This is a genomic window from Pseudomonas sp. TE3911 (assembly GCF_054062775.1).
The window spans coordinates 6,433,058-6,452,916 of sequence record NZ_JBSSFP010000001.1 but is presented as its reverse complement, the minus strand read 5'-3'; the positions used below and the strand labels follow the sequence as shown (position 1 = coordinate 6,452,916).

The 19,859-nt window shown below is 59.4% G+C and carries 12 protein-coding genes and 2 pseudogenes; 13 read left to right on the top strand and 1 reads right to left on the bottom strand.

Features of this window, described 5'->3' with window-relative positions; translation table 11 throughout:
- Nucleotides 1-52: 52 nt before the first annotated feature.
- The 13 genes and pseudogenes from gluQRS to ACVWXD_RS29405 all read left to right on the top strand — a co-directional run bounded on the left by gluQRS (nt 53) and on the right by ACVWXD_RS29405 (nt 18,957).
- Nucleotides 53-940 (top strand): tRNA glutamyl-Q(34) synthetase GluQRS, encoded by an 888-nt coding sequence (gene gluQRS, locus ACVWXD_RS29465; RefSeq protein WP_032884742.1) that lies wholly within the window; start codon nt 53-55, stop codon nt 938-940.
- Between the two features lie 62 nt (nt 941-1,002).
- Entirely contained in the window at nt 1,003-1,179 is a 177-nt protein-coding gene (locus ACVWXD_RS29460; RefSeq protein WP_003176118.1) for a hypothetical protein, read from the top strand.
- Nucleotides 1,163-4,117, top strand: coding sequence for a sensor histidine kinase (locus tag ACVWXD_RS29455; protein WP_260367892.1), 2,955 nt, complete (start codon nt 1,163-1,165; stop codon nt 4,115-4,117). The genes ACVWXD_RS29460 and ACVWXD_RS29455 overlap by 17 nt, the downstream gene beginning before the upstream one ends.
- Before the next feature lie 22 nt (nt 4,118-4,139).
- Entirely contained in the window at nt 4,140-5,570 is a 1,431-nt protein-coding gene (locus ACVWXD_RS29450) for a sigma-54-dependent transcriptional regulator (RefSeq protein WP_032884739.1), read from the top strand.
- 697 nt (nt 5,571-6,267) lie between these two features.
- A pseudogene (locus ACVWXD_RS29445) lies at nt 6,268-7,669 on the top strand (polynucleotide adenylyltransferase PcnB).
- A gap of 2 nt (nt 7,670-7,671) precedes the next feature.
- Nucleotides 7,672-8,152, top strand: a pseudogene (gene folK / locus ACVWXD_RS29440) (2-amino-4-hydroxy-6-hydroxymethyldihydropteridine diphosphokinase).
- Nucleotides 8,153-8,397: 245 nt separating this feature from the next.
- On the top strand, nt 8,398-9,198 hold the full coding sequence (gene panB / locus ACVWXD_RS29435) for a 3-methyl-2-oxobutanoate hydroxymethyltransferase (protein ID WP_032884735.1): 801 nt from the start codon (nt 8,398-8,400) through the stop codon (nt 9,196-9,198).
- Entirely contained in the window at nt 9,195-10,046 is an 852-nt protein-coding gene (gene panC, locus ACVWXD_RS29430) for a pantoate--beta-alanine ligase (protein WP_122681706.1), read from the top strand. Before panB ends, panC begins: the two co-directional genes overlap by 4 nt.
- Before the next feature lie 224 nt (nt 10,047-10,270).
- Nucleotides 10,271-11,935 carry a glucose-6-phosphate isomerase gene (gene pgi / locus ACVWXD_RS29425; RefSeq protein WP_095186254.1) on the top strand — a complete coding sequence of 555 codons (1,665 nt, stop codon included), beginning with the start codon at nt 10,271-10,273 and terminating at the stop codon, nt 11,933-11,935.
- Nucleotides 11,936-12,040: 105 nt separating this feature from the next.
- On the top strand, nt 12,041-13,978 hold the full coding sequence (gene acs, locus ACVWXD_RS29420; protein ID WP_095186253.1) for an acetate--CoA ligase: 1,938 nt from the start codon (nt 12,041-12,043) through the stop codon (nt 13,976-13,978).
- A 16-nt stretch (nt 13,979-13,994) separates the two neighbouring features.
- The gene (locus ACVWXD_RS29415) at nt 13,995-14,864 is read left to right on the top strand and encodes an oxygenase MpaB family protein (RefSeq protein ID WP_032884728.1); all 870 of its coding nucleotides are present in this window, start codon (nt 13,995-13,997) and stop codon (nt 14,862-14,864) included.
- Nucleotides 14,865-14,919: 55 nt separating this feature from the next.
- Nucleotides 14,920-15,936, top strand: a complete 1,017-nt coding sequence (locus ACVWXD_RS29410; RefSeq protein WP_032884726.1) for a class I SAM-dependent rRNA methyltransferase — start codon at nt 14,920-14,922, stop codon at nt 15,934-15,936.
- 87 nt (nt 15,937-16,023) lie between these two features.
- A complete protein-coding gene (locus tag ACVWXD_RS29405) occupies nt 16,024-18,957 on the top strand; it encodes a DUF748 domain-containing protein (protein ID WP_457371567.1) in 2,934 nt (977 codons plus the stop codon).
- Between the two features lie 154 nt (nt 18,958-19,111).
- Here ACVWXD_RS29405 and ACVWXD_RS29400 read toward each other — a convergent pair whose 3' ends face one another.
- On the bottom strand, nt 19,112-19,732 hold the full coding sequence (locus ACVWXD_RS29400; RefSeq protein WP_032884723.1) for a BON domain-containing protein: 621 nt from the start codon (nt 19,730-19,732) through the stop codon (nt 19,112-19,114).
- Nucleotides 19,733-19,859 lie beyond the last annotated feature (127 nt).

Genomic DNA, 19,859 nt, shown 5'->3' with positions numbered 1-19,859 from the left:
ACGCTCCATTTTTGTTTCTGGCGTTTACCGATTTTCCAGTAGTATCCGGCCCATGACAGCCTCTACCTATATCGGGCGATTCGCCCCCACGCCCAGCGGCCATTTGCACTTCGGCTCCCTGGTCGCCGCCCTCGCCTCCTACCTTGATGCCCGCGCCAACCACGGCCGCTGGCTGATGCGCATGGAAGACCTCGACCCACCCCGCGAAGAGCCCGGTGCACAGGCGGCGATCCTGCATGCCCTGGAAAGCTATGGCTTTGAGTGGGACGGCGAACTGGTCCGACAAAGCGAGCGGCACGAGGCCTACGCCAAAGTGCTGAACGACATGTTCAACCACGGCCTGGCCTACGCCTGCACCTGCTCACGCAAGCAACTGGAACCCTACAATGGGATTTACCCAGGCTTGTGCCGCAACGCCGGTCACGAGCAGCAAGATGCAGCCATCCGCTTACGTGTACCTGAGCTTTCGTACCACTTTACTGACCGTGTGCAGGGTGAGTTCCGACAACACCTGGGGCGCGAAGCAGGCGATTTCGTCATCCGACGCCGCGACGGCCTCTATGCCTACCAACTGGCCGTGGTCCTGGATGACGCCTGGCAAGGTGTTACCGATATCGTGCGGGGTGCCGATTTGCTCGACTCCACCCCGCGCCAACTGTATCTGCAAGAACTGCTGGGCCTACGCCAACCGCGCTACCTGCACGTGCCCCTGATCATCCAACCGGACGGTAACAAACTGGGCAAGTCTTACCGTTCGCCGCCGTTGACGCCCGACCAGGCCACGCCTTTGCTATTGAGAGCACTACGCGCCCTTGGCCAACAACCCGGCAGCGAATTGCTTCACGCGAGCCCTAGGGAACTGCTGGATTGGGGCATTCGGCACTGGGATGCCACACAGATCCCGCGCACACTCACCCTGGCCGAAGCGCAATTGAACTGACGGCGCTTGCAGCTTGCCAAGCATCCGTTACCATCGCCGCAGTTTTCTAATCAGAGGCCAACATGTACATCTATCGATTGGTCCTGCTGTTGGTCGTCGGGATCTACCTGTTTTCTCCCGCCATCATGGATTGGTGGATCGATGCCACGGGCGCTTGGTATCGCCCTTATCTGCTGTGGCTGATCCTGATCGTCGTGACCTTCATCCTGCAGAGCCAAAAAGATGCCGATGAGCTTTAGCCTCACTCAGATGCTGCTGATCAGCGCCGCCTACCTGGCCGCGCTGTTCGGGGTTGCCTGGATCAGTGAGCGCGGAATGATTCCGCGGGCGATCATTCGCCATCCGTTGACCTACACCTTGTCCCTGGGCGTATACGCCAGCGCCTGGGCGTTCTATGGCACCGTGGGCCTGGCCTATCAGTACGGTTACGGCTTTCTCTCCAGTTATCTGGGAGTATCCGGCGCGTTTCTGCTGGCGCCGGTATTGCTGTACCCGATCCTCAAAATCACTCGCACCTATCAGCTGTCGTCCCTGGCCGACCTGTTCGCCTTCCGCTTCCGCAGCACATGGGCCGGGGCATTGACCACGGTATTCATGTTGATCGGCGTGCTGCCTCTGCTGGCTCTGCAAATCCAGGCGGTGGCCGACTCCATCAGTATCCTCACCCATGAGCCGGTACAGCATCGGGTGGCTCTGGCGTTCTGTGCACTGATCTCCCTGTTCACCATCTTTTTCGGCTCACGCCATATCGCCACCCGCGAGAAACACGAAGGCTTGGTGTTTGCGATTGCTTTCGAGTCGGTGATCAAGTTGATCGCCATCGGCGGCGTCGGCCTCTATGCGCTGTATGGTGTGTTCGACGGTCCGCAACAGCTGGAACTGTGGTTGCTTCAAAACCAGACCGCCCTCGCCGCCCTGCACACTCCGTTGCAGGAAGGTCCATGGCGAACGCTGCTGCTGGTGTTTTTCGCCTCGGCGATTGTGATGCCGCACATGTATCACATGACCTTTACCGAGAACCTCAACCCGCGCTCGCTGGTAAGCGCCAGCTGGGGCTTGCCGCTGTTCCTGCTGTTGATGAGCCTCGCGGTGCCGCTGATCCTGTGGGCCGGCCTGAAACTGGGGGCCACCACCAACCCCGAGTATTTCACCCTGGGTATCGGTATCGCCGCCAATAGCCCGGCGTTGGCGCTGCTGGCTTACGTCGGCGGTTTGTCTGCTGCCAGCGGGCTGATTATCGTCACGACGCTGGCTCTATCGGGCATGGCCCTCAATCACCTGGTGCTGCCGCTGTACCAGCCACCGGCCGAAGGCAATATCTACCGCTGGCTGAAGTGGACCCGCCGCGCGCTGATCGTCGCAATCATCATGGCCGGTTACTGTTTCTACCTGCTGCTCGGCGCCGGGCAAGACCTGGCCAACCTGGGTATCGTCGCGTTTGTCGCCACCTTGCAGTTCCTGCCGGGGGTACTGTCGGTGCTGTACTGGCCGACGGCCAATCGCCGAGGTTTTATCGCGGGTCTGCTCGCCGGGATCCTGGTGTGGATCGTCACCATGCTGTTACCGCTGGTCGGCAACCTGCAGGGTTTCTACATCCCGCTGCTAAACATGATTTACGTGTTGGACGACACCAGTTGGCACATGGCCGCGATTGCTTCTTTGGCCGCCAACGTCCTGATGTTCACCCTGATCTCACTGTTCACCAATGTCAGCCCAGAAGAAACCAGCGCCGCCGAGGCTTGCGCGGTCGATAACGTACGTCGCCCGCAACGCCGCGAACTGCACGCGGCCTCGCCTCAGGAGTTTGCCACCCAACTGGCCAAGCCCCTGGGTGCCAAGGCCGCGCAAAAGGAAGTCGAGCAGGCGCTGCGCGACCTCTACTTGCCGTTCGACGAGCGCCGACCGTATGCGCTACGCCGTCTGCGTGACCGCATTGAGGCGAACCTGTCTGGCCTGATGGGCCCCAGCGTGTCCCAGGACATGGTAGAGACGTTTTTGCCCTATAAAGCCGGTGGCGAAAACTACGTCACCGAAGACATCCATTTCATCGAGAGCCGGCTGGAGGATTACCACTCCCGCCTCACCGGCCTTGCCGCCGAGCTTGATGCCCTGCGCCGCTACCATCGCCAGACGCTGCAAGAGTTGCCCATGGGCGTGTGCTCCCTGGCCAAGGATCAGGAGATCCTGATGTGGAACAAGGCCATGGAAGAACTCACCGGTATCGCCGCGCAACGCGTGGTGGGTTCGCGCCTCAATACACTCGGCGATCCGTGGAAAGAATTGCTGCAGGGCTTTATCAACCTGCCCGACGAACACTTGCACAAGCAGCACTTAGCCCTCGACGGTCAGACCCGTTGGCTCAACCTGCACAAAGCGGCCATCGATGAGCCACTGGCCCCCGGTAACAGCGGCTTGGTGCTGTTGGTGGAAGACCTGACCGAAACCCAGATGCTCGAAGACAAGCTGGTGCACTCCGAGCGCCTGGCCAGTATCGGGCGTCTAGCGGCGGGGGTGGCCCACGAAATTGGCAACCCGATCACCGGTATCGCCTGTCTTGCGCAAAACCTGCGGGAAGAGCGTGAAGAGGACGGGGAAATTACCGAGATCAGCGGGCAAATTCTCGAACAGACCAAACGCGTATCGCGCATCGTGCAGTCGTTGATGAGCTTTGCCCATGCGGGCGCCCATCAGAATCAGGACGAAGCGGTCTGCCTGGCCGAAGTGGCGCAGGACGCCATTGGGTTGCTCGCCTTGAACCGGCGCAATTTCGAAGTGCAGTTTTTCAATCTGTGCGACCCCGACCATTGGGTCGATGGTGACTCACAACGCCTGGCCCAAGTACTGATCAACCTGCTGTCCAACTCCCGCGACGCGACGCCGGCCGGTGGTGCGGTACGCGTCAAGACCGAGGCTTTCGAACATACGGTCGATCTGATCGTCGAAGATGAAGGTAGCGGTATTCCACAGAACATCATGGATAGATTGTTCGAACCCTTCTTCACCACCAAGGATCCAGGTGAAGGTACAGGTCTGGGCCTTGCACTGGTCTATTCCATCGTTGAAGAGCATTATGGACAAATCACCATCGACAGCCCGGCTGACACCGAAAGCCAACGCGGCACCCGTATTCGGGTGACCTTGCCGCGTCATGTCGAAGCGACGTCCGCTGTGAACTGAGACCGTCGAGAGAATTGAATCAATGCCGCACATTTTGATCGTCGAAGACGAAACCATTATCCGCTCTGCCTTGCGTCGCCTGCTTGAACGTAACCAGTACCAAGTCAGCGAAGCCGGCTCGGTGCAGGAAGCACAAGAGCGTTTCAGCATTCCCACGTTCGACCTGATTGTCAGTGACCTGCGCCTGCCTGGCGCACCGGGCACCGAGCTGATCAAGCTTGGCCAGGGCACCCCAGTGCTGATCATGACCAGCTACGCGAGCCTGCGCTCTGCGGTGGACTCCATGAAGATGGGCGCGGTGGACTACATCGCCAAACCCTTCGACCACGATGAAATGCTCCAGGCCGTCGCGCGCATCCTGCGTGACCGTCAGTCGGCCAGCAGCGCGCCTGCCGAGCAGCGCCCCGCCAGCAAAGCCGCCGACAAACCGGGTGTTGACAACAGCAATGGGGAAATCGGCATCATCGGCTCCTGCCCACCGATGCAGGACCTGTACAGCAAGATTCGCAAAGTGGCACCTACGGACTCCAATGTATTGATCCAGGGCGAGTCAGGCACCGGTAAGGAGCTGGTGGCCCGCGCCCTGCACAACCTCTCCAAGCGCGCCAAAGCACCGATGATCTCGGTGAACTGTGCGGCGATCCCCGAATCCCTGATCGAATCCGAACTGTTTGGCCACGAGAAAGGCGCGTTCACAGGCGCCAGCGCCGGACGCGCGGGCCTGGTGGAAGCGGCGGACGGTGGCACGCTGTTCCTCGATGAGATCGGCGAACTGCCGCTGGAAGCACAAGCGCGATTACTGCGCGTGTTGCAGGAAGGCGAGATTCGCCGGGTAGGTTCGGTGCAATCGCAGAAGGTCGACGTGCGTCTGATCGCGGCCACGCACCGAGACCTGAAGAGCCTGGCCAAGATCGGTCAGTTTCGTGAAGACTTGTACTACCGCCTGCATGTGATCGCGCTCAAATTGCCGGCCCTGCGTGAGCGCGGCGCCGACGTCAATGAGATAGCCAGTGCGTTCCTGCTGCGCCAGAGTGCGCGCATCAACCGTACCGACCTGAAGTTCGCGCCGGACGCCGAGCAAGCGATTCGGCATTACTCGTGGCCGGGTAACGTGCGGGAGCTGGAGAATGCGGTGGAGCGCGCCGTGATCCTGTCGGAGAGCCCAGAAATTTCCGCCGAGCTGCTGGGTATCGATATTGAACTCAGTGACTTGGAGGATGACGACTTCATCGGCCTCGCCCCGACACCGGGCGGCGGTAGCAATACCAGCCATGAGCCGACGGAAGATTTGTCACTGGAAGACTACTTCCAGCATTTCGTCCTTGAGCATCAGGACCACATGACCGAGACCGAACTGGCACGCAAACTGGGCGTGAGCCGTAAATGCCTGTGGGAACGGCGCCAGCGCCTGGGTATTCCACGACGCAAGACCGGTGTGGCCAGCGAAAGCTGAGGGTGCGCCCCCTTAGGTAACACCCAATGATGTGAAAAAACTGTTACCGCTGATTTTTTGCGTAACAAAAGCCGGGGCTTACGGTAACGAAGCCCCGGCTTTTTTTGGTCCGTCAAAAACCCGAAAACCCCTCAACCCCCCGGTTTTACTAGGCACTGCAAAAGTTGGCACGCACCCTGCTATATGCTTAGTACAAAAACAATAACAAGCTTTGTACAAGACAATAAAAATAAGACGAATCGACTCACGCATAATAAAAACAACACGGCGGAGGCGCAGCTAACTGATTCTTTTGGAGAGGCGTTGCATTTGGGGCTTGCCCCGCAACCAGGCCGAGAACAACAAAAACTGCCCTAAGGCAGAGCCTGAACTGGTTGGATCATAGATCAGCAACACAGCGACCAAAGCAATCCGTTTGCTCTTGACTCCCGATTGGGAGTGTCATGAAGGTGAAGCTTCGTGGCGAGGGCGATCAACAAAAACAAGAAGCCCGCAACCAATAATAAAAATAGAGCACGCAACTACTTCTGGGGGAGCTTCGGCTCCCCTTGTAGTTTCTGGGATTTGGTGCTCAAAGGCTTGTGGCGCAATGCCTGTAGCTTGTTCCTACACCATCCCCTGACTAAATGCTAGAATCCCGACCCATCATGCGGTCATTCTTCGTTATGGCCGAACATTCCTTCAAACAGTGCATCCCATGCTGAAGAAGTTGTTCCAGTCATTCCGTTCTCCCTTGCGTCGTACGCAACACATTCGCAGCACGCCTGAAGTGCTTAACAGCAATCAGCATTCATTGCAGCGCGCTCAATTCAGCCGTTATGCGGTGAACATCGTCGAACGTTTGCAGAACGCCGGCTACCAGGCTCTATCTGGTGGGTGGGTGCGTACGCGACATGCTGCTCAATATCACGCCCAAGGACTTCGACGTCGCCACCAGCGCCACGCCCGAGCAGGTCCGCGCCGAGTTTCGCAATGCGCGCATCATCGGTCGGCGTTTCAAGTTGGTGCACATCCACTTTGGTCGCGAAATCATTGAAGTCGCGACATTCCGCGCCGGTCATCCGCAAAACGATGAAGAGGAAGATACCAATCAGTCTTCCCGCAACGAGAGCGGGCGCATTCTGCGCGACAACGTCTATGGCACTCTTGAAGAAGACGCGCAACGCCGCGACTTCACCATCAATGCCCTCTATTACGACCCGGTCAGCGAGCGCATCCTCGATTACGCCAATGGCGTACACGACATCCGCAACAACCTGATTCGCCTCATCGGCGACCCAACACAGCGCTATCAGGAAGACCCGGTGCGCATGCTGCGGGCCGTGCGTTTTGCCGCCAAGCTCAACTTCGGTATCGAGAAACACACCGCCGCGCCGATTCGGGAACTGGCACCAATGCTGCGGGAAATCCCTTCGGCACGTCTGTTCGAAGAAGTGCTCAAGCTGTTCCTCTCGGGCTATGCCGCCGACACCTTCGAGATGCTCGTGGACCTGGAGTTGTTCGACCCACTGTTCCCGGCCAGCGCCGAAGCACTGGAGTACAACCCTACCTATACGCACACGCTGATCAGCGAAGCGTTGATCAACACCGACCTGCGCATCAAGCAGAACAAACCGGTCACCCCGGCGTTCCTGTTTGCCGCCCTGTTGTGGCCAGCCCTGCCAAAACGCGTACTGCGCCTGCAGGACCGTGGCATGCCGCCGATTCCGGCAATGCAGGAAGCCGCGCACGAACTGATCACCGAACAGTGCCAGCGCATCGCTATTCCGAAGCGCTTCACCATGCCGATCCGCGAAATCTGGGACATGCAGGAACGCCTGCCCCGCCGCAGCGGCAAACGCGCCGACCTGCTGCTGGACAACCCGCGTTTCCGTGCAGGCTATGACTTCCTGCTGCTGCGCGAGAGTGCCGGCGAGCAGACTGACGGCCTGGGCGAATGGTGGACCGATTACCAGGACGCCAACGACAGCCAGCGCCGCGACATGATCCGCGACCTCGGCAGCAAAGGTGATGGAGCCAGCGAAGGGCCCAAAAAGCGTCGTCGCAGCGGCAGCAAGCGCAAACGCAGCGCCGATGCCTCGGGCGCCGCTGGCGAATAAACGTGGAACGTATCTACATAGGCATGGGCAGCAACCTCGCTGCCCCGGAGCAACAATTGCGCAGCGCTGTCGAAGCGCTCGCGCGTTTGCCAGACACCACCGTCTTCGGCGTCTCTGCCTTCTATCAAAGTGACTCCCTGCTCCCGGGCCAACCGCGCTACACCAATGCGGTCGCCGCCCTGGACAGCAGCCTGGCGCCCCTGGACCTGCTGGATGCGCTGCAAGCCATCGAGAATGACCAGGGCCGCGAACGCCTTGAACGGTGGGGGCCCGCGCACGCTTGACCTGGACATCTTGCTGTTTGGCGATCACCTGATCGACGAGCCGCGTTTGAAGGTGCCGCACTACCAGATGCACCTGCGCGCATTTGTGCTCTACCCCTTGTCCGAATTGGCACCTGAGGCCCTGCAGCTACCCGATGGCAGGGCACTGCGCGATTTGCTCGAAGCCTGCCCATTCGTCGGCCTGGAACGCATTGTTTAAGCCAGCTCACACAGCTGAAACGCGTCAGTAACAGCGGTAACACCCCACGCGTAACAATGCGGTAACACATCCAATTGACTTCCCGTGTCCTCCTCACGACTATAGGCGTCCCGCTGCCGCCAACCCGGCGCTAAAGGGCGCAATCCAGGCCTTATAAGCACTGCTCTCAAGACAGTGCGCCTGTATAAACGAAGACTCACGCGCGTAACTCGCTGTTTCCAAGCGCCTGAACGAGGACCCTTTTCATGCCAGACATTACCCTGACCACCTTGCAGAGCCTCAAGCTCAAAGGTGAAAAAATCACCATGCTGACCTGCTATGACGCCACCTTCGCCCACGCCAGCTGCCAAGCCGGGGTTGAAGTGTTGCTGGTAGGCGACTCCCTGGGCATGGTTCTTCAAGGGAATGACAGCACCCTGCCCGTTACCACCGATGACCTGGCTTACCACACTGCCAGCGTCAAGCGCGGTAACGACGGCGCCTTCATCATCGCCGACCTGCCGTTCATGGATTACGCCACCACTGAGCAGACCTTCCTCAACGCAGGCAAACTGATGCGCGCCGGCGCACACATGGTCAAAGTGGAGGGCGCACTGTGGCTCGCCGAGTCGATTCGCTTGCTGGCTGAACGCGGCGTGCCGGTGTGCGCACATATGGGCCTGACGCCACAGTCGGTAAACCTGCTCGGCGGCTACAAGGTACAAGGTCGCAACGAAGCCCAGGCACGCCAGATGCGTGCCGATGCCATCGCCCTGGAACAGGCCGGCGTTGCAATGATCCTGCTTGAGTGCGTGCCCAGCGAACTCGCTGCAGAAATCACCCAAGCCGTAAAAGTGCCGGTGATTGGCATTGGCGCGGGCTCGGCCACTGATGGCCAGGTGCTGGTGCTGCACGACATGCTCGGCCTGTCGATCACGGGTCGCGTGCCGAAGTTCGTGAAGAACTTCATGACCGGCCAGGACAGCATCCACGCGGCATTGAGCGCGTACGTTACCGAAGTCAAAGGCGTGACCTTCCCAGGCGCCGAACACGGATTCTCTGCATGAACACCGTAAGAACCGTACGCGAACTACGCGCCGCCGTCGCCCACGCCCGCAAGGCGGGTAAACGCATTGGCTTCGTACCTACCATGGGCAACCTGCACAGCGGCCATGCAACCCTGGTGACGAAGGCTGTTCAGCAAGCGGACTTTGTCGTCGCGAGTATCTTCGTCAACCCGCTGCAATTTGGCGCGGGTGAAGACCTGGACAAATATCCCCGCACCCTCGCCGCCGACCAGGAAAAGCTACTGCAAGCCGGCTGCAACCTGCTGTTCGCACCCACCGTCGAGGAAATGTACCCCGGCGGCATGACCGGCCAGACCCGCGTCAGCGTCCCGCAACTGTCCGAAGGCTTGTGCGGCGCCAGCCGTCCCGGGCATTTCGAAGGCGTGGCGACCGTGGTCAGCAAGCTGTTCAACATGGTCCAGCCGGACATGGCCGTGTTCGGTCAAAAGGATTACCAGCAACTGGCCGTGATTCGCGCCATGGTCCATGACCTGAACATGCCGATTCAGATCATCGGTGAGCCCACCGTACGCGCCGACGATGGCCTGGCGCTGTCGTCGCGCAACGGTTTTCTCAGCGAAGAGGAACGCGGGATCGCGCCGGTGCTGTATCGCAGCCTCAGCCAGATTGCCGCAGCCATCAAGGACGGTGACCACAACTTCGCCACGCTGCGCGCCGAACAGGTCAAGCAGATCGAAGCTGCCGGGCTGCGCGTGGATTACCTCGAAGTGCGCCAGGGCGTGCATCTGCGCCCGGCAACCCCTGAGGACAAGGACATCGTGATCCTGGTGGCAGCCTTCCTGGGCACGACTCGGTTGATCGACAACCTGCATTTGAGCCTCAATTAAACCTCGCTGAACACCCCGCCTGTTGCCCTGCTCGCTGTGCCGGTATAAAAAAGTACCGGCCACAGCGCAGACAAAGCCAAGACATATCGACACGCTAGGTTTAATGTAATCGCCCGGCGCTATAGTTAGCGCTGTCTGGAACCCAATGCTTGAGATAAGACTGGATGTTCCGGGCTATGAAGTGTCCTAAAGGCAGTCCCCGTAATAAAAGGAAACCCGCAGCGATGGCGTACTACCGCACCCCTCATGACGTTACCGCTCTGCCCGCCTGGCAAGCGCTCAATCAACATCGCCAAGCCATGCAGGATTTCAGCATGCGTGAAGCGTTCAATGCCGATCCTCAGCGTTTTTCCCAATTCACCTTGAGCAGCTGCGGACTTTTCCTCGATTACTCGAAAAACCTGATCACCAGCGAAACCCGCGACCTGCTGGTAGGGCTGGCGGAGGAAGTCGGCCTCAAGGACGCGATCAACTCGCTCTACGCTGGCGAACCGGTCAACTCGTCAGAAGGCCGCCCGGCCCTGCACACCGCCTTGCGCCGCCCAGTGGGTGACAAGCTGTCGGTCAATGGCGTGAACATCATGCCGGACGTGCACAAGGTGCTGAACCAGATCACCGACCTGGTCGGCCGCATCCACGACGGCCTGTGGCGCGGCTACACCGAAAAGCCGATCACCGACGTGGTGAACATCGGCATCGGTGGCTCGTTCCTCGGCCCGGAGCTGGTCTCCGAAGCGCTGTTGTCCTACGCCCACAAAGGCGTGCGCTGCCATTACCTGGCGAACATCGATGGCAGCGAGTTCCACGAGCTGACCATGAAGCTGCGCGCCGAAACCACTCTGTTCATTGTTTCGTCGAAGTCCTTCAACACCCTCGAAACCCTGAAAAACGCCCAGGCCGCTCGTGCCTGGTACTTGGCCCAAGGTGGCTCAGAAGCTGAGCTATATCGCCACTTCATCGCCGTGTCGAGCAACAACGCGGCAGCCGTGGCCTTCGGTATTCGCGAAGAAAACATCTTCCCGATGTGGGACTGGGTCGGCGGCCGTTACTCGTTGTGGTCTGCCATCGGCTTGCCAATCGCACTGGCCATCGGCATGTCCAATTTCAAGGAACTGCTGTCCGGTGCCTACACCATGGACCAGCATTTCCAGAACGCGCCATTCGAACAAAACATGCCGGTGCTGCTTGGCCTGCTGGGCGTGTGGTACGGCAACTTCTGGGGTGCGCAGAGCCATGCGATCCTGCCGTACGACCACTATCTGCGTAACATCACCAAGCACTTGCAACAGCTGGACATGGAATCCAACGGCAAGAGCGTGCGCCAAGACGGCAAACCGGTGTCCACCGACACCGGCCCAGTGATCTGGGGTGGCGTCGGTTGCAACGGTCAGCATGCTTACCACCAGTTGCTGCACCAAGGCACCCAACTGATCCCGGCCGACTTCATCGTGCCGATCGTCAGCTTCAACCCGGTGTCCGACCACCATCAGTGGCTGTACGCCAACTGCCTGTCCCAAAGCCAGGCACTGATGCTCGGCAAGACCCGCAGCGAAGCTGAATCCGAGCTGCGCGACAAGGGCATCCCGGAAGACGAAGTGCAGAAGCTGGCCCCGCACAAGGTGATCCCGGGCAACCGTCCGAGCAACACCCTGGTGGTGGAGCGCATAAGCCCGCGTCGCCTCGGCGCGCTGGTTGCCATGTATGAGCACAAAGTGTTCGTACAAAGCGTGATCTGGGGCATCAACGCGTTCGACCAATGGGGCGTTGAACTGGGTAAAGAGCTCGGTAAAGGCGTCTACAACCGCCTGACCGGCGCCGAAGAAACCTTGGCTGAGGACGCTTCGACCCAGGGTCTGATCAACTACTTCCGCGGCCGTCACCGCGGCTGATGCAGGTATAGCAAGGCCAACGTCCTTTTGGACGTTGGCCTTGAACCCTCTCCACACAGGGTGCATCTTTATGACTTGTCGCAAAAACAAGAATAAGGATCGCTCATGTTCGATATCAGCACGTTTCCCATCGCCGATGCCGTCCGCCGGGCTGCGCAACTCAGTCAAGAGGACTATCACCGCCTCTATCGCCAATCCATCGAACAGCCGGACACCTTCTGGGCTGAACAGGCCAAGAGCTTTCTCGACTGGATGACCCCATGGCACACCGTTCAACACTCGGACATCAACACTGGCGCCGCCCAATGGTTTGCCGGTGGCCAACTGAACGTCAGCTACAACTGCATTGATCGTCACCTGGCGCAACGCGCCGATCAGCCGGCCTTCATCTGGGAGGGCGATGATCCGACAAAGTCTTCCAACATCACCTACCGTCAACTGCATCAAAACGTCTGCCGCCTGGCCAACGTGCTGAAAAGCCGTGGCGTGAAGAAAGGTGACCGGGTGTGCATCTACATGCCGATGATCCCGGAAGCGGCCTACGCCATGCTGGCCTGCACGCGGATTGGCGCGGTGCACTCGGTCGTGTTTGGTGGTTTTTCGCCGGACGCCCTGCGCGACCGCATTCTCGACGCCGATTGCCGTACCGTGATCACCGCCGATGAGGGCGTGCGCGGCGGCAAGCCCGTGGCTTTGAAACAGAATGTCGACAAGGCCCTGGCCAGTTGCCCGAATGTCAGCACCGTCTTAGTGGTGCAACGCACCGGTGCCGACGTGAACTGGAGCGAAGGCCGCGACCTCAAATACCAGCAGGCCGTTGACGCTGCGAGCGACGATTGCCCGCCAGAGCCGATGGACGCCGAAGACCCGCTGTTCATCCTCTACACCTCCGGTAGCACCGGTAAACCCAAGGGCGTGTTGCACACCACCGGCGGTTATCTGCTGCAGGCAGCGATGACCTTCAAGTACGTACTCGACTACCGTGACGGCGAGGTGTTCTGGTGCACCGCCGATGTGGGCTGGGTCACCGGCCATAGTTATATCGTGTATGGCCCGCTGGCCAATGGCGCGACCTCACTGATGTTCGAGGGCGTGCCGAGCTACCCGGACAGCTCGCGGTTCTGGCAGGTGATCGATAAACACCAGGTGAATATTTTCTACACCGCGCCGACAGCCTTGCGCGCTTTGATGCGTGAGGGCCACGGACCACTGGAAAGTACCTCCCGCGCCAGCCTGCGTTTATTGGGCAGCGTGGGCGAGCCGATCAACCCGGAAGCCTGGGACTGGTACTTCAACGCTGTGGGCGAACAACGCTGCCCGATTGTGGATACCTGGTGGCAGACCGAGACCGGCGGCATCATGCTCAGCCCGTTAGTCAGCGCCCAGCGGATCAAGCCGGGCTGCGCGACCCAACCGATGTTTGGTGTGCAACCGGTGTTGCTGGATGAGCAAGGCAAGGTCATCACCGGTGCTGGCAGCGGCGTACTCGCCATTAAATCAAGCTGGCCGGGACAGATCCGCAGCGTGTACGGCGACCCGCAGCGCATGATTGACACCTATTTCAAACCCTACCCCGGTTATTACTTCACCGGAGATGGCGCGCGCCGCGATGAAGACGGCGACTACTGGATCACCGGGCGTATCGACGATGTGATCAACGTGTCCGGCCACCGTATCGGTACCGCCGAGGTGGAAAGTGCGCTGGTGTTGCATGACCAAGTGGCCGAGGCCGCTGTGGTGGGCTACCCCCACGACGTCAAGGGCCAGGGCATCTACGCCTTCGTCACGCCCATGAACGGTGTGGAACCCAGCGATGCGCTGAAACAACACCTGCTTGAGCTGGTCAGCAAGGAAATCGGCAGCTTTGCCAAGCCGGAACTGATCCAATGGGCACCGGCGCTGCCGAAAACCCGCTCAGGCAAGATCATGCGCCGGATCTTGCGCAAGATCGCCTGCAACGAACTCGACAGTCTTGGTGATACCTCGACCCTGGCCGACCCCAGCGTCGTGGACGGCCTGATCGACAAACGCCTGAACCGCTAGGAAAACCTGAGCCGCCATGGAATTTATCCGCAGCCGTATCGAAACCCAGCTGATGAGCCTCACCGGCTTGTCACTGGGGCAACTGGACCTGGAAAACCCCAAGGGCGATCCCGGCCTGTTCGGGCCAGACTCGGTCAGTTGGCAAGTCCATGGTGACTTCAGCAGCATGCTGATCGGCGGCATCAGCGCATTGATGCTGCAAGCCTTGCACCCACTGGCCCTGGCCGGCGTTTGGGACCATTCGAACTTTCGCCAGGACATGCTCGGGCGCCTGCGGCGTACCTCGCAGTTCATTTCAGGTACTACCTTTGGTTCGCGCAAAGACGCCGACTGGCTGATCGAAAAAGTGCGCACCATCCACCTGCAGGTGGTCGGGCATGCGCCGGATGGACGGCCTTATTCGGCGAGCGACCCCGAACTACTGACTTGGGTGCATGTAGCCGAGGTGAGCAACTTTATGGCCGCTCACTTGCGCTATCGCAACCCGACTCTGTCGAGCCGCGATCAAGATCGTTACTACAGCGAAATCGCCCTGGTGGCGGAGCGCTTGGGGGCGCGGCATGTACCGCGCTCGCGGCAGGAAATTTCCGATTATCTGGAGCGTATCCGTCCGCAATTGCTGTGTGACGAACGCAGCCGCGAAGTACTGCGCCTGCTGCTGAACGCCCCCTCGCCCAGTACTTTAGCCAAGCCGTTTGGCGTCTTGATGATGCAGGCCGGGATCGATCTGCTGCCAGACTGGGCCAGCACCATGCTCGATCAGCATCAGAACCCGCTGCAACGTCAGATGATCCGTGCAGGGGTCAAGCGTAGCGCGCCGTTATTGCGCTGGGCGATGCGCAATGGCTCGGTGCAACGGGCACACAGGCGGATGGGGTTGGTGTAGGCAAGGCGCCATAGCTGTTAAACTTCGCGCCCTCATTTACAGCCAGGCGCGCTCCATGTCTCCCTTGAATCAGGCGCTGCGCGCCGCCCTCGATCATCGCCAAGACCTGATCAACGAGCTGCATGCCCAGGGCACCGATTGCTATCGCCTGTTCCACGGCAGCCAGGAGGGCGCCGGCGGCCTGACCATTGACCGTTATGGCCCGCAGTTGCTGGTGCAAAGCTTCCACCAGTCGCTGGAAACCACAGACCTGCTGGACCTGCATCAACTGATCAACCAGTACCTGGGCCTGGAGTTGCTGCTCGTGTACAACGACCGCTCCCGCGGCAACTCGCGGATCGACCGCGAAGACACGGTATACCGAGCCGAACCCGCAGCACTGGAAGACATGGTCGGGCACGAATGGGGCCTCAATTACCGTGTTCGCGGGCGCCATGCCGGGCAGGATCCGTTGCTGTTCCTCGATCTGCGCAATACCCGCGGCTGGGTCAAAGATCACAGCGCCGGTAAAAGCGTACTGAACCTGTTTGCCTACACCTGCGGCGTGGGCCTGAGCGCCGCCGCTGGCGGCGCGCGTGAGGTGTGCAATTTGGACTTCGCGGAAGGCAACCTGGCGGTCGGGCGTGAAAACGGCCAGCTCAACCCGCAGCTGCCGAGTATGGAGTTCGTGCAGTCGGACTACTTTCCGGCGATTCGCCAACTGGCCGGGCTGCCGATCACCCAGCGGCGCGGGCAGAAACTGCCGAGCTACCCGCGTCTTGAACAGCGCCAATATGACTTGGTGCTGCTCGATCCTCCGGCCTGGGCCAAGAGCGCGTTCGGCACCGTCGACCTGTTGCGCGACTACCAGAGCCTGCTCAAGCCCGCACTTCTCGCGACTGCCGACAACGGTGTGCTGATCTGCTGCAACAACTTGGCAAAGGTCAGCATGGAGGATTGGCGCGAGCAGGTCCTGCGATGCGCGGAGAAAGCCGGTCGCCCAGTGCGCGACTGGCAAATCATGACGCCGGGTGCGGATTTTCCCTCACAGGATCAGCAGCCCCCCTTGAAAACGCTGATACTCCAGCTGTAGGAAGCGTCCCAACGCCCCGGCTCTTCGGAACCGAAAACCCGTGCCATACTCCAAGGCACTCCTGTTCGATATAGATGGCGCCGCCCCATGCCCAAAGGATTGATTCGCGCCACTGGCGCCTTGTTGACCGCCCTTGCCCTGTACAGTTTGCTGGGCTTTTTGATTCTGCCGGGCATCGCCCTTCGCGTTGCCAACCAACAATTGGCCCATTACGCCACGGTGCCGGCGCGGCTTGAGCGCATTGAACTCAATCCCTTCAGCCTGGAAGTCACCGCATGGGGCTTGAAGATTGGCGAACCCGGCAAGGAACAGGTGGGTTTCGAGCGCCTTTACGCCAATCTGCAGATTGACAGCCTGTGGACCCGGGCACTGCATTTGGCCGATGTGCAAATGGATCAGCCCAAGACGGAGTTGCTGTTCGACAAGTCTGGCCAATTGAACCTGGCGCAGTTGTTCAAGCTCCCTGCGAGCGAACCCTCCCCGGCCGACCCCGATGCCAAGCCGTTCCCACTGCGTATCGACAGCATCAAGCTGGCAGGCGGCTATGTGCACTTTCAAGATCTGCGCCCCAGTGAACCTATCGAATTTCTCTACAACAAACTCGACTTCGAGCTGAAAAACCTCAGCACCTTGCCTGAAGACAACGCCGATATGACCCTGGTCGCGGCAGGCCCTGAAGGTGGTCAAATTGATTGGAAAGGCAACTTCAGCCTGGTGCCGATCACGTCCGAAGGTACGCTAAAGGTCACTGACGGCAAGATGAAAGCCTGGTGGCCATATGTGCGTGACGCGCTCCCCCTGGTACTCGAAGACGGTGTGCTCAACTTCAGCACCGACTACAAATTCAGCCTGGCCAAAGAAACCGAACTGAACTTGACCAACACCGCCGCCAGCATCGCGCCGTTCGCCTTAAAGGCACCGGATGGCCGCCCACTGGTGCGCCTGGAACGCCTGGACGTCAGCGAGACCACAGTGGACCTCGCCAAGCAGCAAGTGGTGGTCGGCAAGATCCGCAGTAATAAGCTGGAGACCTGGGCTGCTCGTGAGGCCGATGGGCAATTGGACTGGCAGAAACTGTTCGCCAGCCAACCGAGCAAACCAGCCAAGGCGCCGGAGCCTGCCACTGCGCCAGCTACAGCCGACTCTCCAAAGCCTGCCCCGACTGCGCCAAGCAAGCCTTGGCAAGTGCTGCTCAAAGACGTGCAACTGCGCAACTATCAAGTACATCTGGCCGACCGTCAGGCCAAACCTGCGGTAGCGCTGGAGCTGGGCCCGTTGAATGTGGATGTACAGAATTTCGACAGCCTCAACCAGAGCCCCTTTAACCTCAAGGTCGACAGCGGCTTGGGCAAGCAAGGCAAGATTCAGGCAACGGGCGTGGTCAACCTCAACCCAGTCAGCGCCAAGCTGAAGGTCACCACCAAAGATATTGACCTACGGGTTGCCCAGTCCTATATCAGCCCATTTATCCGTTTGGAGCTGCGTAGCGGCATGCTCGGCAGTGACCTCGACGTGAACCTGAAGAGCACCGAGCCCCTGGCGCTGCAGATTACCGGCCGAGCGCAGGTCGACCAGTTGCATACCCTGGACACCCTCAAGACACGTGACTTCCTGAAATGGCAGCGTCTGGTCGTCGAGGGCCTGAACTACCAGCACGGCGACAGCCTGTCGATCGACAAGGTCAACCTGCTGCAGCCATATGCGCGGTTCATGATCAACGATGACCGCACCACCAACGTCGATGACCTGCTGATCCCGCAGCCAGCCGACAGTGGCGCCAAGTCGGCCCCCAAGCCTGCGGCGAGCAAAGATAAACCCCTGGGCATTCGTATCGGGCAGATTGCAATCAACGATGGCTCGGCCAACTTTGCCGACTTCAGCCTGACACCCAACTTCGCCACTGCCATCCAACAGCTCAACGGGCAGATCGGCACGATTGACAGCCGTCAGGCCAAACCAGCCAGCGTCGACATCAAGGGCAAGGTGGACCGTTACGCGCCAGTGACAATCAAAGGCAGCGTGAACCCGTTCGATCCGATGGCGGCGCTGGATATCGCCACCAGCTTCAAGCGTGTCGAGCTGACGACCCTGACGCCCTACTCAGGCAAGTTCGCGGGTTTCCGTATCCGCAAGGGACGCCTCAACCTCGACCTGCACTATGTGATCACCAAGGGCCAGCTTAAGGCCGAGAACAAAGTGGTAGTCGAGCAACTGCAACTGGGTGAGAAGGTCGACAGCGCCGATGCCGTGGACTTGCCGATTCGCTTGGCAATCGCCCTGCTTAAAGACACTGACGGCAAGATCTCCATCGAACTGCCGGTGACCGGTGACCTGAATAACCCGCAATTCAGCGTGATGCCGATTGTGTGGCAGACCCTGCGTAACCTGGTGGTGCGTGCAGCGACCGCACCGTTCAAGTTCATCGGCGGGCTGGTCACCGGCGGCGGAGCGGAAGATCTGAGCAACGTGTCCTTCGCTGCCGGCTCAAGTGAGTTGAACAAAGACGCCGAAAGCGCGCTAAACACCCTGGCTAAAGCGCTGAAGGAACGCCCTGCCCTACGCCTGGAAATTGAAGGCACGGCCGCTGCAAGCAGCGATGGCCCCTTCCTCGCAGCGCAACGTCTGGAACGTGAATACCAGTACAACTATTACAAAATCCTGCAGCGCCGTGGCGACAAGGTTCCGGCCCAGGCGTCCTTGCTGGAAGTCCCGGAAAGCGAAAAAGCGCCATTGCTCGAAGGCATCTACCGCATCCGCGTGAAACAACAGCCACCGGCGGAGTGGAAAGACCTGAGCCGCGATGACCGCACGGCCAAGCTGCGTGACGGCGTGATCAAGTTCTGGAGCAACAGCGACGTGCTACTGCGCCAACTCGGTCAGGACCGCGCGAGCACTATCAAAGACTACTTGGTGGATAAGGGCCAGTTGGAAGACGACCGCGTGTACTTCATTGATGCCCACTTGGGACAGGCGGAGAAAGATGGTCGCGTTGTAACGCCTATGCATCTGGATGCTGAATAACCATCGGCACCAGAAATAGAACAGGCCCCGACACAAGTGCCGGGGCCTGTAATGACCACATCCATATGGTCAGTCGCATGAACCTTAGAGGTGCATTTGAGTGGATATCTAACTCACTCGTGGCCGCCGCTTAATTCAAACGAACTGTCGAGCGTTACTCTGCTTTCAGGCCGTCGGCCGAGACAGCTTTAACGCCTTTGATTTTCTTGGTGATTGCTACGGCGGTGGCTTTCTGTGCGTCGGTAACAGCTACAGTCGACGACAGGGAAACAACGCCTTTGTTGGTTTCGACTTTGATGTCGGTGCCAGGAATACCTTTCTCGGTAACCAGGTCAGCTTTTACCTTGGTGGTGATCCAAGTGTCGCTGGTGGTTTCTTTGGCGTCATGAGCGGCGCCTTTGGTTTTATCGATACCGTCTGCTTTGGTAGCACCGCCAGCCATCAGGCCATCAGCGGAAACAGCGGTCACGCCTTTGATCTTTTTGGTGATCGAGACAGCAGTAGCTTTCTGTGCGTCAGAGATAGCGACTGTCGAGGACAGGGAAACCACGCCTTTGTTGGTTTCAACCTTGATGTCCGAACCAGGAATGCCCTTCTCGGTCAGCAGGTCGGATTTAACTTTGGTGGTGATCCAAGTATCCGAAACGCTTTCCTTAGCCTTGGTAGCTTCGCCAGCCGCCAACGTCATAGGGGCTTGGGAAGTCTGAGCAAAGGCTACGTTAGCACCCATGGCCAGAGTCAGAGCGGTAGCAGTAGCGAGAGCGAACTTCTTCATACGAGTAACTCCTGTTTTATTAAAAGTCTGCAGTGCGTAAACCTTGATGCTGCAGCGTTAACAGGGATATTGCAGGCAGTGTGCCAAGTCGAAGCTATAAATTAAATCCTTATAAAACAATGACTTA

Excerpts from the sequence above, each read along its gene's own strand:
- pgi (WP_095186254.1), top strand. The coding sequence starts at position 10,271 with ATGGCGTACTACCGCACCCCTCATGACGTTACCGCTCTGCCCGCCTGG.
- ACVWXD_RS29415 (WP_032884728.1), top strand. The coding sequence starts at position 13,995 with ATGGAATTTATCCGCAGCCGTATCGAAACCCAGCTGATGAGCCTCACC.
- gluQRS (WP_032884742.1), top strand. The coding sequence starts at position 53 with ATGACAGCCTCTACCTATATCGGGCGATTCGCCCCCACGCCCAGCGGC.
- acs (WP_095186253.1), top strand. The coding sequence starts at position 12,041 with ATGTTCGATATCAGCACGTTTCCCATCGCCGATGCCGTCCGCCGGGCT.
- panC (WP_122681706.1), top strand. The coding sequence starts at position 9,195 with ATGAACACCGTAAGAACCGTACGCGAACTACGCGCCGCCGTCGCCCAC.
- ACVWXD_RS29460 (WP_003176118.1), top strand. The coding sequence starts at position 1,003 with ATGTACATCTATCGATTGGTCCTGCTGTTGGTCGTCGGGATCTACCTG.
- ACVWXD_RS29410 (WP_032884726.1), top strand. The coding sequence starts at position 14,920 with ATGTCTCCCTTGAATCAGGCGCTGCGCGCCGCCCTCGATCATCGCCAA.
- ACVWXD_RS29450 (WP_032884739.1), top strand. The coding sequence starts at position 4,140 with ATGCCGCACATTTTGATCGTCGAAGACGAAACCATTATCCGCTCTGCC.
- panB (WP_032884735.1), top strand. The coding sequence starts at position 8,398 with ATGCCAGACATTACCCTGACCACCTTGCAGAGCCTCAAGCTCAAAGGT.
- ACVWXD_RS29405 (WP_457371567.1), top strand. The coding sequence starts at position 16,024 with ATGCCCAAAGGATTGATTCGCGCCACTGGCGCCTTGTTGACCGCCCTT.
- ACVWXD_RS29400 (WP_032884723.1), bottom strand. The coding sequence starts at position 19,732 with ATGAAGAAGTTCGCTCTCGCTACTGCTACCGCTCTGACTCTGGCCATG.
- ACVWXD_RS29455 (WP_260367892.1), top strand. The coding sequence starts at position 1,163 with ATGCCGATGAGCTTTAGCCTCACTCAGATGCTGCTGATCAGCGCCGCC.